This window comes from Undibacterium sp. GW821-FHT11H02, from assembly GCF_058808015.1.
On record NZ_JBXARG010000002.1, the window covers coordinates 201,871 to 217,003 of the forward strand.

At 47.1% G+C, this 15,133-nt stretch carries 11 protein-coding genes; 5 read left to right on the forward strand and 6 right to left on the reverse strand.

Annotation, left to right across the window (positions count from 1 at the left end; genetic code table 11):
• Positions 1 to 135 precede the first annotated feature (135 nt).
• Positions 136 to 1,458 carry an acyltransferase family protein gene (locus AC1RR2_RS03170; protein ID WP_493220852.1) on the forward strand — a complete coding sequence of 441 codons (1,323 nt, stop codon included), beginning with the start codon at positions 136 to 138 and terminating at the stop codon, positions 1,456 to 1,458.
• Positions 1,459 to 1,550: 92 nt separating this feature from the next.
• On the opposite strand, the gene AC1RR2_RS03175 is transcribed toward AC1RR2_RS03170, so the two are convergent.
• The 3 genes from AC1RR2_RS03175 to arfB all read right to left on the reverse strand — a co-directional run bounded on the left by AC1RR2_RS03175 (position 1,551) and on the right by arfB (position 4,110).
• Entirely contained in the window at positions 1,551 to 2,453 is a 903-nt protein-coding gene (locus tag AC1RR2_RS03175; RefSeq protein ID WP_493220853.1) for a MipA/OmpV family protein, read from the reverse strand.
• A 545-nt stretch (positions 2,454 to 2,998) separates the two neighbouring features.
• Positions 2,999 to 3,544, reverse strand: coding sequence for a DUF4256 domain-containing protein (locus AC1RR2_RS03180; RefSeq protein ID WP_493220854.1), 546 nt, complete (start codon positions 3,542 to 3,544; stop codon positions 2,999 to 3,001).
• A gap of 167 nt (positions 3,545 to 3,711) precedes the next feature.
• Positions 3,712 to 4,110, reverse strand: a complete 399-nt coding sequence (gene arfB, locus AC1RR2_RS03185) for an alternative ribosome rescue aminoacyl-tRNA hydrolase ArfB (protein WP_493220855.1) — start codon at positions 4,108 to 4,110, stop codon at positions 3,712 to 3,714.
• Between the two features lie 470 nt (positions 4,111 to 4,580).
• On the opposite strand from arfB, the gene AC1RR2_RS03190 reads away from it, so the two are divergent.
• Both AC1RR2_RS03190 and AC1RR2_RS03195 read left to right on the forward strand, forming a co-directional pair.
• On the forward strand, positions 4,581 to 5,951 hold the full coding sequence (locus tag AC1RR2_RS03190; RefSeq protein ID WP_493220856.1) for a hypothetical protein: 1,371 nt from the start codon (positions 4,581 to 4,583) through the stop codon (positions 5,949 to 5,951).
• Between the two features lie 202 nt (positions 5,952 to 6,153).
• Positions 6,154 to 9,789, forward strand: coding sequence for a two-component regulator propeller domain-containing protein (locus AC1RR2_RS03195; protein ID WP_493220857.1), 3,636 nt, complete (start codon positions 6,154 to 6,156; stop codon positions 9,787 to 9,789).
• A 36-nt stretch (positions 9,790 to 9,825) separates the two neighbouring features.
• Here the strand turns inward: AC1RR2_RS03195 and AC1RR2_RS03200 are convergent, their stop codons facing one another.
• On the reverse strand, positions 9,826 to 10,221 hold the full coding sequence (locus AC1RR2_RS03200; protein ID WP_493220858.1) for a VOC family protein: 396 nt from the start codon (positions 10,219 to 10,221) through the stop codon (positions 9,826 to 9,828).
• 181 nt (positions 10,222 to 10,402) lie between these two features.
• Between AC1RR2_RS03200 and AC1RR2_RS03205 the strand changes: the two genes are divergently transcribed.
• Positions 10,403 to 11,155, forward strand: a complete 753-nt coding sequence (locus AC1RR2_RS03205) for a hypothetical protein (RefSeq protein WP_493220859.1) — start codon at positions 10,403 to 10,405, stop codon at positions 11,153 to 11,155.
• A gap of 190 nt (positions 11,156 to 11,345) precedes the next feature.
• On the opposite strand, the gene AC1RR2_RS03210 is transcribed toward AC1RR2_RS03205, so the two are convergent.
• Complete coding sequence (locus AC1RR2_RS03210) at positions 11,346 to 12,146, reverse strand: hypothetical protein (protein ID WP_493220860.1); 801 nt, start codon at positions 12,144 to 12,146, stop codon at positions 11,346 to 11,348.
• Between the two features lie 40 nt (positions 12,147 to 12,186).
• Positions 12,187 to 13,263 carry an AraC family transcriptional regulator gene (locus AC1RR2_RS03215; protein ID WP_493220861.1) on the reverse strand — a complete coding sequence of 359 codons (1,077 nt, stop codon included), beginning with the start codon at positions 13,261 to 13,263 and terminating at the stop codon, positions 12,187 to 12,189.
• A gap of 227 nt (positions 13,264 to 13,490) precedes the next feature.
• Here AC1RR2_RS03215 and AC1RR2_RS03220 point away from each other — a divergent pair, with 227 nt between their 5' ends.
• Positions 13,491 to 15,017, forward strand: coding sequence for an amidohydrolase family protein (locus AC1RR2_RS03220; RefSeq protein ID WP_493220862.1), 1,527 nt, complete (start codon positions 13,491 to 13,493; stop codon positions 15,015 to 15,017).
• Positions 15,018 to 15,133: the final 116 nt, after the last annotated feature.

Here is a 15,133-nt window from a genome sequence, read left to right on the forward strand (position 1 = left end):
CGTTCGCCACAAATAGGTAGTTCTGATTTTTGGGGCAACCTATTATTTGGCCTAGGTTGCAAATCTCTAGAATTATGCCAACAAGGTCTTTGTAAACGATAAAGGACGATCACAATGCGCGGTCAGAATTGCAGCATGAACAATGCCACCGATACTTCGGGTACCGTCAGCTATGGCCTTTCGACACGTCGGAATGACTTGGAATTATTGCGCATAGTAGCTGTAGTTATCCTGATTTTCTACCATACCGGCATGCTGTACGTCAGTGGCTGGGACTTCCATTATAAGAGTGAGTATCAAAGTGAAACGGTAGCGAATTGGATGTTATTGGTTAATCCTTGGCGCATGTCTTTGCTATGGTTAATTTCTGGTGTCGCATTGCGTCATGCTTTGCATAAATACGGCGCCTGGCATAGCTTGCAGCAGCGCTGCCTGCGTTTGCTCTTGCCCTTATTATTTGGCGTGCTCGTCGTGGTGCCGCCGCAGCTATTTATAGAAATGGCAGGCAAGGCACAATTACCTGCGAACTTGAGCTATTGGGATTTTTATCAGGCTTTCTGGCATTTGCAGGATCCACTTTTTGATCAGTACAAAGGCGGAATCTTGCCGCACATGGATGTGAATCATCTCTGGTACTTACGTGAGTTGTGGAAGTTTTCTTTATTGCTCATCGTTGCGCACTTTGCCTGGAAAGGCTTGAACCAAAGATTTCCGTTTGCGATCGTTTTTGTAGAAAATAAAGTGCAGCATCTATTGACGATAAGTTGGCAGGGCGCAGCCTATAGTGGTTTATTAATTTTTGCCCTAGTTGTTTTAGATGTAGTCCACCTTGACGACCGCAATATTACCGGATTCTTATTCTTGGTGGCTGGTTATGCGTTGGCACCCGCTTCGTCTTTTTGGCAACATGTGTTTGAGAACCGAAAAAGATACCTGATCTCTGCCGGCCTGTTTTATCTGCTCTTACTCTGCGTGTATAACTTTTTGTGGATGGTGCCTGAACGTAAAGCACTAGCTTGGGTAGACCCGGTCGCAGCAATTGTCTATCGGTCATACGGCGGCTTTTGCATCATGGCGGCACTCGGTTATGCTCGATATTTTGGCGAAAGATTTCAGGCATTTTCAAAGCGTTGGAGTGAAGCGGTATTGCCAGTGTATATCGTGCATCAAAGTCTGATTTTGATTGCCGCCTACTGCTTAAAACCCTACGCAGTGGGTGCTTGGCTGGAAGCGATTTTGGTCATTACTTTCACTTGCGTTGCAAGCTATCTGATTTATTCCGTGATAGCACGCATCAATATCTTGCGGGTTTGCTTTGGCTTGAAATGGCAAACGCCTGAACAGCTTGTTGTATCAGCTACCTTGGGCTTGAATCGGAGCGCGCACTTTGGACAACAATTGCGCAAGGGTTTGGGCTATATCGTGCTGGTGCCGCTGGCTGTGAAGCTGATTTTGTAGTGGTTTTTTCGTGGTGAGGTGAACGAATTTACTAGGCGTTTCCTAAAATATAGGAAACGCTTTTTTTTGCTAGTTTCGATTTTCAGTCTGGATTAATCGACTTCAGGGCGATCGGAGCGCATCCAGGTGTAGGTCAATCCAATTAAGAATGAAGGTGCGGTTTTGCGTTTTATTAAAGGACTGTTTTCATTTGCGGCGCCCACCACGCTATCTAAACGTAGCCCCCCAAATACACGGAAATTATTGGTATAACTGTGTGAAATAAAGGCAGACATGCGCCATGAAATCAATCCCTGTTTGGCTTGATAAGCAGCGCGGTCAGGGAGCACTTGATCGGGGCGGACTTGATAAAAAGTTTCTGCCATTTGGCGATTGCCGACGACGGCAGATAAACCTGTGCTATAGCGCCAACCGCCGAAGGCACGTCGTTCAAATTCGATTTCTGGTTCTAATGTGTAGCCTTTGTGTTTGAAGCTATTACTTAAATCAAATACCGCACGTAAGGGCAGTTCAAAACGCCAACGACCATTCGCTTCTGGCTCACTCAGATTCCATTTAAAACGGGGGCCAAACTCAATTAAATTGCCTAGTCTTTCCATACCGCGACGAGCAGCGACTTTATCCGAGCTGGAACCCAGTGCGCCGGCAAATCCTATGTCGAATTCGAATCTTGGCGTCTTGATTGCGCGGTAGCCTGTATTGCCACGATCGACTCTAAAATGCTCGCCGCGATACAAAAAATAAGGGACCGCGAGTACCCGGTTCACATAAGTCTCTGATCCCGGATAGGCTTGCTGGCTTAAGGCAAATGCTGATACACCTAATTCCCATAAAGGTAGCGGCTCAGCGTCTTTTACTAAAACTGGCTTTTGAGCTTGCTGGCCTGATTCTGTATGTGCATTTGCCAACTCTTGCGCAACGGCCGTCGTTGCGAGCAAGCCGGCCGCTACCAGTGTCAATAATGAGGTGGTAGTTTTGATTGATTTTTTGAACATGGCGAGGTCTTCGAAGACGGTAAAGTGATAGAAATGCGGGCAGTGTAACGCAGCTGTAAAAAAAAGTTTCGTCGAAAAACCAAGCACGAAACGAGAGCGCCCGGCTGACCGAGACACGAGGCAGAAAAAATGCCGTGTAATGCATGTACTAGCGTGTCAAATTGACCCGGTAAATTTACAGTCAAGCTAGGGCCTGCTAACATTTAAATCGGGAGATGCGTTCAAGCCAAATGGTGGGATGGCAAGGCGTAGTTCGCCGCCGAGGCTGGTGCCTCGGCAAGAGCTACAACGCTGTCCATCGCGCCTTTTGGCTTGAACCCTTCGGGAATGGGCGAATTGGATAAACTCGCGGGCACATGGCGTTGTTGCAAGTCGCTTACAGTGCCCGCACTGCGGCGCCCCTTGACGGTGAAGTCAGGGTTTAGAGCAGCATGCTGCTCACTGACGCAACGAAGCATCCTTGCAAGGATGCTTTCCGTTAGCGATAGCCTAGCCCTGTGCCCGTTTTTCCGCATTCGCACTCCCAATTTAAATGTTAACAGGCCCTAGACTTTGAGTAAGCTGCGAAAGCCTCTGCCGCTGTAGTAAGACTGTGCGCCATTGTGGTAAGTGAAAACCTGATCGTAGCGGCGATCACAGAATAAGGCGCCGCCTAGCTTTCTAATCGCTGCCGGCGTCTGTATCCAGCTCGACGTTTTTTTATCGAATTCACCGAGTTTTTGTAGTGCACGATATTGTTCTTCTGTGAGTAGTGTGACGCCCATCATTGACGCCATGTCGATGGCACTATCTGCGGGTTTGTGTTCTTTTCTTGATTCCAGGCCTTCGCGGTCATAACAAAGGCTTCTGCGGCCATCTGGGCTTTCAGGAGAACAATCGCAAAAAATGTATGCGCCTGTGGTTTCCTCATAGCCCACCACATCGGGTTCGCCACCAGTTCTTTCCATATCGTTGAGCGACAATAATTTTTCAGCATGGGATCTTAGTCGCGCCTGAACCTCGGACCATTTCATGCCTGAATGACGCTGACTATTTTTTTCAAATCTTTGCTTTAATATGGCGATCAATTCTTCAGGTACATAGTTTGTCATGCGCTGAGCTCCTTCAATATGGGCGATCTTCATTTCACAATTTTTGTAGACTAGCACAAGCGTGTTATCTGCTACCTGAGCAAGCTGGGGCTGCTTAAATTCCTCGCTAGACCCTCGCCAGCGCAATTTTGCTAAGTTCTATTTCTGTTCAATAGTAAAACCAATGTTCAATTTTCCTGTACTTTTCCACGCAATACTTTCTGCATTCCACGAAGGCTTTTACGGTCCAGACGTTGGCGTTGTGAGCTGCGCGTCGGTCGGGTCGCCCGCCTTATGCTGGGTAGTAGCGCCGCTTTGTCTATGATCGCTTGTAGTCGTTGTAATCCCTCAATACGATTTTGTTCTTGGCTGCGTGATTGCTGCGCTTTGAGAATAATCACGCCTTCTTTGTTAATGCGCTGATCGCGCGAGGCGAGCAGACGAGCTTTGATCGCCTCCGTTAAGGAGGATCGTGCAATGTCGAAACGCAAATGAACTGCACAGGCGACTTTGTTCACGTTTTGACCACCAGGGCCTTGTGCGCGAATCGCATTAAATTCGACTTCGTCGGGATTGATCAAGTTCATAGCGTGGTGCGAGAGCCGGTAGACGGATTTGTCAATTGCGACAACTGAACATGATAACTGAGATCATTGCGATTCCGGCTATGATAGCGTCAACTAAGTTGCACTTCATTGAGTTAATGGCGTTCAGTTAAGCGAACAAGGTGCTTAATTATGCTTTGAAACCCCTCAACGCCGAGATGCAGAGTCGCCCAGGAGCGCAGAGAAAAGCGAAGATTTTACGGAGTTTCTACTCGGCTCTCAGCGTCTCCGCGTTGAGGGGTTTTTGTTTTTGTCCGAAGCCACAAAGTCAATTCGAATAAAATCTCGTATTTTCTCAATGAGGTGTTCTCATATTTGTCTTAACTGTACGGCATGAGCCACATCGAGCAGTGTTTTTTTCATTAAGTCCTGTAACCGAGCTTAATGCTAAGATCAGGTACATTCTTAAGGAAAATCTCGCTTAAACCATTCAGTCGCTTTGGAGTCGAACTATGTCTATCAAATTCGCGCTTTGCGCTTTTACATCGCTGATGTTTATCAGCCCGGGTAGCGAGGTCTGTGCTCAGGCATTAAAACCTCAAGTGAGTCAGGCAGATACGCAAAAATTTTTGAAGCAATTCGAACAGGTGGACGAGAATCAAAAGCAAGCATGGAAAACCTTTACTGACGGACAAGTAGGCCGTATTAGTCAGATACCGGGCGCAATGGAAACGTGGGTGCAAGCCGCCAATAAGCAAGAGCCTTGTAAAGTATATGCGGCGACATTTGTCGAGCAAGGCAAATCACCGTGGTGGGAAAAAGCCGGCAACTATGTCAATTGGGACGGCAGTTGTGTCAATGGTTATGCATCGGGTCTTGGGCGTGAATTTAGCATGGAGGAAGGCGAGTTGTCCGCATGGCTGGCTGAGTATCAGGGCGTCAAACAAGCGCCAAAATACTACCTGGTGACAAACTACAGTAAACAAACGGTAGAGTTCAGAGCGGCATCACATCCCTTGTATGTCAGTTTGCAATATGCGCTCAACACGAATATCACGAATAAAATGGATAAGCAGCTTGCAGTGAATTACTCGGTATTCAATGTGACTGAGAATCGGCTTTACCGCCGCGACGGTGCAGTTGGCTTTGATCAGGTATCCAAATCACAGATGCTAGCAAATAGGAATAGTTATGCGGTGGTGCAAAGTAGCCATCCTATGGCGACGTTTTCTTATCACACTAGCGTGAATAGTAAGTGGGAGCGTATGGGCTACTCTATCGTCAACCACAGCAACGGTGTGGAGCGAAAAATTATGCAGATGTTTAATGCTACACCGACACAAACCGTCGAGGTCACCCTGCCCGACAATTATATTGAGCACTTGAAAAATATCGATACAAAAATTCATAGCAATCTGAATGCAGGCGTGCCCGTATTGCAAGCCACGTTCGCGGCCATCACTCAGTATCAAACCCGGCTATGTCAGGGCACGGTGAAAGTCGATTTTATGGATAGTGGATTGTATGGGCGGATTTGCCTGGAGCAGGGTGAGCTCAGCGTTTTTAAGGAGATGATGAGCGCCGCACTCGAACAACAAAAACAAAGGCACGATCAGGCAAGAATTGAGATAGCCCGCAGAACAGAAACAATGACAAATTCGCAGACAGCGCAAATCGCGGTAACAAGCGGCAGTACAAAAAAGATTGCGGCTAAGCTTCAACAATTTGCAGACGACACGGAAAAATCCAGTCAGCGTGTTAGCGATTTTTTCCGTTCGGTGATGAGTGGGCAAGCGATGCCTGGCGGCCAGCAGATGGGCCAAATGCAGAGTAAGGCGATTTGTGTTCTGGTGGAGAATGTAGTGGAGTGCAATACGCGGTAGCGCTCGATTTGCTTTAGATACGTCAGCCCAAAAAGAGGCAGGAGATTTTTCTATTTTGTTGTAAAAATACCGTTTTCTTGTCTTGCTTGTTATAGGTGTCAGTCTGTTCTGAGGAAAGTGTTGACAGTGGGTAACTCGCTTGGCAAAGTGGATTACGTAGCGGCGCAGCTTATCTGGCGCCTCATTTTGTTCAGGCGGTGCTTTGTTTAATTTCAACAAAATTACTTTAGAACGTATCGTATTCGCGGGCATAGTGTGTGCTTGGCTGTGCTTGCTTTCTTCATTTTCGCTGGCGGCCTCGACTTCTGAATTGCGCTTTCAAAGATTGTCTGCGCTGGGTGCCGATCAGCTCTCTACCTTATCTTTGCTACAAGATAAACAAGGCTTTATTTGGATAGGAACCAATAATGCCGGACTGTACCGTTTTAATGGTTATCAGAGCGAAAAATACCAAAGTCAGGCCAACAATCCTGCCAGTTTGCCGCACGATAGAATTTCTGCTTTGTATGAAGATAAGGAAGGCCGGATTTGGGTAGGAACCCAAAATGGTTTGGCGCGATTTAATGCAGAAACCAATAATTTCACGCGTTTTATCCCAAGTACCGGTGTCAATAATCAGCGCATTATCAAATCTATCGTTGCCGATGGCAAAGCTGGCTTTTGGCTGGCGACTTGGGGCGGTCTGCAACATTTCGATCCCGCCACCGAGCGTTTTACGCTGTATTCGCATGATTCGGGGCAACCGGACAGTTTAGCCAGCAATGACTTAAATGCGATAGCGGTCGATCTCCGTGGGGGTGTCTGGGCCGGTACCTGGCCTGCCGGAATCGATTATTTGGCACCAGGTGCAAAGCGCTTTCAGCATTACAGGATTGATGATGAAAACGAGCCAGATTCCAAATTGAATATTGTGCGTTCCATGTATTTGGATCCACAAGATCAATTATGGATAGGCACAGAAAATGGTGTGGTGTTGTGGGATAGTAAAAGTGACTGGTCAAGTCGACGTCGCCTGGCTACCCCAGCTAGTCGTGTGAACAATATCTATGCTGACCGGCATGGTGTGGTGTGGGCGGCGACTCTATCCGCCGGTTTGCTGCGGTGGAACAATGACACCAAGCAATTTACACAGTTTGTGAAACAAGCGATTGATCCCTATAGCCTGCCCTCCGACGATGTGCGGGCGATTTTGCATGATCGTGGCGGTATGCTGTGGGTCGCTACTTTAACTGATGGCATCGCGCTTACCAATCTGAATAGTCGCGGATTTCGCCGCATTATTCCGTTTGATGCAGACGCCCAAAATCCCAGGCCGAACAATTCTATAGGGCGCATCGTTGGCGCTCAACAAGGAAAATTATGGTTGGCAAATAATAATGGACTAGCCTTATTTGATCCTGAAAATGGCAATGTACTCAAGCAATTTCGCGCCGATAAAAAACGTCCCAATGCGCTCAGTAATGATTTGGTTTATAGCTTACATCAACAAGTCAACGGACCACTTTGGGTCGGGACTTCGGTAGGTTTGAATCGACTCGATTCAGCAGATGGAGCCTTCACCGTGATGCATTTTGGAAGCATCGCTGATGATTACATCAATGTCATTGCCGCAGGTGATGCGGGGATATTGTGGCTGGGAACGGGTAATAGTTTAATTCGCTACGATACGACGACAGGCGCACACCGAAAATTCATATCCGACCCAAACGATCCTGATAGCCGTAGCGCCAAGGGAACGACTACCATCTTGCAAGATAGTCGCGGCCGCTTGTGGGCCGGTGCTGAATGGGTGGGTGGTGGTCTCGATTTACTTGATCAGACTAGCGGAAAGTTTCGGCACTTTCGACATGATCCCAAAAATCCTTTCAGTATCAGCGCCGACAATATCTCTTCGATACACGAGGACGCCAAAGGTCGCCTCTGGGTCGGTGCAAGCAATGGTTTAAATCAAGTCATCACCGCACAAGATGGCAGCATACGATTCCAACATTTTTCCGCAAAAGACAGTGTAGGCGCTGTCAAAGTTGTAGCGATAGAAAGTGATTTGCAGGGCAAGCTCTGGCTCAGTACAGTCAATGGTTTAATTCGATTCGATCCTGATGCGGCGACGGCCGATGCATATACCGCCAGCGATGGTTTGTCAGATAGTTTTTCGGGGGCGTCTTTCCGCGATGCCAAAGGCGTATTGTACTTTGGCGGTACTAAGGGTATGAGTGCGGTTTATCCCGAACAGGTACAGCGTTTTTCAACGCCGCCGCAAATTGCGATTACCGATATCAGCGTCTTTAATCGTTCGCTCAAATCTGGTAAAGCCGCTTCGGAAGTGAGCTTAACGGGGGCTGTTACAGCGCCAGAATTATTGCGCATAGAGCAACAGGAATCAGTATTTTCTCTGGAATTTGCCGCCTTGCATTTTACCAATCCCGCATTAAATCGTTACGCCTATCGTCTCGAGGGATTTGATCGCGATTGGGTAGAAGTCGATGCCGAACATCGTAATGCGACTTATACCAATTTGAATCCCGGAAACTATATTTTTCAAGTTAAAGCCAGCAATGATGCGGGCCTCTGGAGTGAAAATCTTGCTAGCCTTAAGATCGTCATCCCACCCAAATATTGGCAAACCAGTTGGTTTCGCTGGCTTGTTTTATTTCTGGTCGCAGGCCTGTTGTTTGGCGTTTACCGTTGGCGGGTGGCGCATTTGACGCGTGACCAACTCCGCTTAGAAGGCTTGGTGGCGGTACGCTTGCAAGAGCTGCTGGCGCAACAACAACTAAACCGTGACAACGCACAGCGTATGCAAGCAATTTTGCACAATGCGGCTGATGCGATTTTGACGGCAGATAAGAACTGGAACATAGAATCGTGTAATCGTGCCGGTCTGGCTCTGTTTGGTTGGAATATTGAACAGATCAAAGGTATGCCGTATTCTGCACTGTGCACAGAAGATAGAACAGCCAGCCTGATGCAACTCATCGCGAGTCATGATTTTTCTGAGAAGGGTCATAGCGAGATGGAGCTACAACAGCAACGCGCCGATGGTAGTGTTTTCCTTGCAGAATTATCTTTGAGCGGTTTTGCAGATGCGGGGCAGCGCAAGTTTATTTTGATTGTACGTGACGTTACCGAGCAAAAACGGGTAGAGCGTATGAAGACACAATTCGTATCGACCGTCAGTCATGAATTGCGTACACCGCTGACGGCGATACGCGGCAGTCTTGGTTTGATGGTCGGTGGCGTCACTGGCGAGTTGCCGGCGCCTGCAGCCAAATTAGGACAGATCGCTCTCAGTAATGCGGAGCGTCTTGGACGCCTGATTAATGATTTGCTCGATATGCAAAAAATTGAAGCAAATATGATGGACTTCAATTTTCAACGAGTGCCACTGGCAGAATTGGTCGCCGATGTACTCGAATCCAATCAAGCTTTTGCGCAGCGACTTGGCGTGTTTCTGTTGTTGGACAGCGCTATTCCTAAGCTCGCTTTAAGAGTCGATACCGATCGCTTTGCGCAGGTGATGGCAAACTTGATGTCAAATGCCTGCAAGTATTCACCTGAAGGTGGCTTGGTTAAATTACGTCTTATCCAGCTCGATAATGGCTACATCAAAATTCAAGTTGAGGATCGTGGACCAGGTATTTCTGCGAGTTTTTGTGATCGTATTTTTCAGAAATTTTCGCAAGCGGATGCCTCGGATACGCGGGCCAAAGAGGGCACGGGTTTGGGCTTAACTATCGCCAAAGAGCTGGTGGAAAAAATGGAGGGGAAAATCGGCTTCTATGCCAACCCGCTCGGTGGCGCGATATTTTTTGTTGAATTTCCCTCATACCCACTTTAGGTGGAAAAGCGTGATAGGCGTTATGAGTAAAGCGCCTCATTGACGCCCAATCAAATCCCACTTATTCCCATACAAATCTAAAAACACCACCACCGTGCCATAAACTTCCTCGCGCGGTTTTTCGGTGAAAGTGACGCCATGTGATTCCAAGTGCGCATGGGTTTCCCAAAAATTATCGGTCTCTAAAAATAGAAAAACCCGACCACCGGTTTGATCGCCGATATGCGCTATTTGTTCCGGCGTACTAGCCTTTGCCAGCAATAATTTGGCACCGGTCGATCCGGCGGGCGCGACTACTAGCCAGCGTTTATCAGGGCTGATTTGTCTGTCTTCGAGAAGCTCGAAGCGCAACACCTTGGTGAAATAGTCCAAGGCTTCATCGTAGTCACGAACCAGGAAACTGATGTTGGCGATATTGGTTTTGCTGATCATGATTATTGAGTGCGATTGTCGTAGTTGATATTAAAATTTTCTGAAAGAAGTCTCTTTCGAACAAGAGGGCACAAGTCATTATAAAGTGTAGCAGGGTATTCGAAGCTTGAGCCGCCAACTCTATGAGTAGCATAGCGCAGTAGAGCTTATACTATAGTCTCAACACTCTAAGGAATTCAGCATGGCTATCTGGAAAGCAGATCTCAGCAACGAACTTGGTCAAATCGAAAACGCCATGGTGCGCGTGTCCGAAAATACCATGAAGCCCATGCTCAGCGAATCCATCGCCATGGCGAGCGAACATCTCGATCAGGTCGTCGATAGAGCCAGCGCTAGTTTGAATCAAGTCGTAGAAAACGCTGGTAAGCAACTCAATGAGAGCATAGAACGCTTATCGTCCGAGGTACATAATCACCGCTCCATCACCAAAGACGATATCAAAGAATTGATTGAGTTTGCCACGGTTCAGATGGGCGATATGCTCGATCAACGCATCTCGGCATTGAAGGATGAAACTTCGAATCTGATTAATGACAAAACCCAGATGTTGCGACAAGAACTAGAAGAAGCCGCGATCCGTAGTCGCAAGACTATGTACACCAACGCCGCGATTTCCATAGGTGCTGCGATATCGATGGCGGTCGTTGGTTTCTTGTATAAGCAAGTCTCGCTAGATCAAATCGACCTACTCTCGGTGTTTAGAATTGCCTTATTGTCGCTGTCAGTAGGCTCAGGTATCGCAAGTGTGCTGAAGATCATTCAACACTGGCGCAGCATGAGCGAAGCAAAGAAAAATACCACGACGGTGGTCATCAGTTATTTAGGGGTGTTACGTCCCAATGGCGCATTTGGTTTATTTGTCTTGAGTGTGATTTTGTTATTGGGTTGGGGTGGCTTATTGCATTTGCCGAAGTTTTTGCATTTGGGTTCGTGAGTGTTTTGATCGCAGATCAATTGCAGATGAATAAATCTAAGTTGACTTGGATATCCGCTTAACAATTGCGAAGTATTTATCGCTGCATTATTTGTTTGTTCTCTTATCGTCGCCGCTCGCCATAGCCGTTTTTGGCCAGCTTAGTGCTATGAAGGGGCCGAGCAGCATTCGCTTTTTCATGGCACAGGCTTTAAGTCGATTCACTCTTAATTGCCGACGCCTCTATTGTTTCAGCCGCATGATTCTTCCTAAATATCAAGAAGCATATTGCGCCTAATGGAAGTGATATCGAGATGATCCAAGGGCCATAAAATGCCGCGATAGCTGAAGCACTGAACATTTGTATCGCGAGAGTTGCAAAGTGGATTTCACCGGTAGTCCAGTTCACGGAGAGGTTACAGAAACCGATCAAAATGAACAGTACCCATGGCCATTTTCTTCCTCTTAATTTCATCCTGATACAGATGATTAGTGCCACGATTGTTAGTATAGGAAAAATGATAGCTAAGACAAAAATAAGGTACTGGATTGCGGATTTTCCAGTAAGCGAAAATTTGGTTTGCTCTTCGATGGATGCTGTTTGCTGATTCACGTGGAAGCCAATAATACTGATCCTATCTGCACTTTTTTTCAGCGCAACATTCACGATGATCCATTTGCGTGGATAGGTGTATTCATAGGTCAGGTTGGTGCTGGATTGATCATTCGAAAAATGTTGTTGCGCTCCGATCAGGGTAATTTTTGTGGGCTCTTCGATAGGTAGCAAGGCAGACATTTCTACTAGTGTATTTCTCAGATTCGCTTCTTTAATGCTAGGGTCAATCATCTTTTCAATATCTTCAAACTGTTTTTGTTTGAGCAAAGCGAGGGTTTTTTTCGCCAGTGCCTGATCCTCAGCGGGAGCGAATTTTTGTATTAAGTCATCCTTGCTACATCCTGTTACGATAAAAATGGATAGATGGAGAATGAAGCATAGGAGAAATTTTTTCATTTTGTTTTGATGATTCACATTGGGTTACTTGAAATTACGCTTATGTATTTGTTGTCGGTTTCTTACTTATTTTCTCTTCCCGAAACCCAGAAGGCGACATACCCGTTACCCGCAAGAACTCTTTATTAAAATTCGATTTACTACTAAAACCCGATTCCTGCATGACCTCAATCACCGTCATCTCAGGCGCTTCGATTAATAGGCGTTGGGCTTCATGTATGCGTTGCTCATTGAGGTAGACCGAGAAACTCTTGCCATAAATTTGGTTGATCGCATTCGATAATTGGCGTGCCGGGACTTGTAGTTTTTTGGCGGCTTGCGGTAGTGTGATGCCGAATTCTTGTTTGTGCAGTTGTTCGGTTTTGACTAGATTTTCCCAGCGTTGAAACAGGGCTTGCGCCACTTCAGGGGCAATGGCTGGCGCGGCAACTTGCAGGGTTTGCTCGCCAAATTGGTACATCCATTCTAGCCAGTCGCTGCGTTTGAGTGCGGCTAACATGATGCTGATATTAATAGAAAAGAAAGCGATACTGGCGACCAAGAGGGAAATCGAATCGCGTAGGGCGACGCCAGTTTGCATTTCCAGATTGACCGCGATCTCTAACAGGATGTTCACCAATGCCAGGAGCATCAGGCTCATTAACCAGCGATAAGCTGAGCTCGCATAGCCTCCGAGGTGAGCGAGTGCTTGCTGGCCTGATCGCATTTGTAGCGCGATCAGAGTGGTGTAGGTGATGAAGCTGGCAAGGATGGCAATATCGATCAATGCCCTGAGCGCTTTGATTTGACTAAGTAAGATAATGATCAAGGCACCCAGGCCGAAGTGCCATAGATCGCTTTTTAAGAATCTGGCATCTGGTCGGCGTACGCATAAAAAGTAGACGTATAGGCAGGGCCCAAGCAGCATAGCGAGCAAGGGGCGGGTGAATGCAAAGACCGCCGTGTGACCGTTGAGTATGGCTGCAAGGGCAATACTTTGGTGGGCGTAGAGCAGACAATTCAAACCCAAGAGTCGTTTTGGGATGGGACGCATGGCATTCATGGCTAGCATTTGTGCTGCCAGTAAAAGACACAGGACGGCGTTGGCGATTTGTAGATGGCTGATGATAGATGGCATGTTTGTCATCATAAACGATGTTGAGGTGCTGATTCAAAAAATGCTTGGATGTTAAGTCATTTTCTAGGTGAACATGACTTTCAGTATTTGTTTGATAATGAAATGCTAAGAAATCAGACTTTGGATGTCCTTAAACAGGTTTTTTTCGTCCTTAATCGCGTTTGAGGTCGAAAATCCTGTGTTGAGCGATGACACTGAAGTCCTTTCCAGCCCTCAAGGATTTCATGATGTTTTCTCACTCTATCGTTTCGTCTCGTTTCCTCCTTGCTTCCAGTTTGCTCATGTCTTTATTGGTGCCCAATGCTCAGGCGGACAGCTTATTGATAAAGCAAGTACGAATTATTAATAGCACTAGCGGCGATCAGCCTCAAATATCCAAAGTCAGCGACGTGTTAATCCGAGACGGCAAGATTCAAGCGATTGCAGCGAATTTGAATCAAGCGGCGGGCAAGGTGACAGCTCAGATTGACGGACGTGGCAAGTTTTTGATCCCCGGTCTGATCGATAGCCATGTACATCTCGATGGCGTGCCAGGTTATGCCGGTGACAATCCCCGCGACGCGGCAATGCTACAAGAAGCTAGGGCTCAGATGCCGCGTAGTTATGCCTATTTTGGATTTACCACGGTATTGGATTTAACGGGCGATGCCAACTTCATTGCAAAATGGAATGCCCAACCCGCTGGGCCGCAGGCACATTTTTGTACGCCCGTCACCATCCCCAACGGCTATCCAGCCTCATGGATGGATAAGGATTTGCAGTTTCAAGTGCCAGCAACTAAGTATATGTTGTTCGATCCTGCGCAGCCGAATGGGTATCCAAGCAACTTCAAAGTCGATGATCACACGCCGCTAGCCGTAGTGACTGCCGCCAAACGAGATGGCGCGAATTGCATCAAGGTGTTTTACGAAACAGGCTTTGGCCCGAAGAAGAATCTGCCCGTGCCCTCAGTCGAATTAATACAAGAAGTCGTCCAGCAAGCCAAGCGCTTGAACATGCCTGTGTATTTGCATGGCAATTCTCAGGCCTCCTATGAATTTGCTTTAAAGGCAGGCGTGACCACCTTGGTGCATGGTATGTGGCATGAGGCAAAGAATGTGGAGCAATTTGCCAATCAAGCACGACTCAAGCAGATCGCTGATGAAATTACCAAAGCGGGTATTTCTGTGCAACCGACTATGCAAGTTTTATATGGTGAGCATGAAGAAATGAATCCTGATTTTTTTAAAAATCCTTTAGTGGCGCATGCCATTCCTCAACAATTGATGGCTTGGTATCAAACCGAAGCAGGGCAATGGATGAAGAAAATTTTGGCCGAAGATTTTGAACCTCAGACAAAAACACCGGCGGACTTATATCAGACTGTAAAAACCATGTACCAAAAACCCTTAGGCACGGTGCGTCGTATGACTGCTGCTTTACATCAGAACGGTGCGCAATTGTTATTTGGGAGCGATACCCCAAGCGGTCCGTTTTATACCCAATTCCCCGGTATTAATGGACGTTGGGAAATGGACAGATGGTTGGAAACCGGCATGAGTTTGCCGGAATTATTTACCGCTTTAACCATGAAAAATGCCCGCGCCCTCGGTTTGGAAAAAAACATAGGTAGTGTGGAAGTTGGCAAACAAGCTGATCTCTTATTGTTGTCGGCGAACCCGCTGCTCGATGTGCGTGCTTACGATACGATAGAAAAAGTTATTTTGCGGGGACAAGTGCATCAGCGTGCGGCGTTGTCGGCGCAAAAGCCATAGCCGACTAAATTGACTTGGAATAATCGTTTAGCATGCAAAGGCGCCGTCTCCTCGGCGCTGTTTATGCTTTGGTGTTTTGTGAATTCGTCCGGGTACCTCGCGACGATGAATTGGCC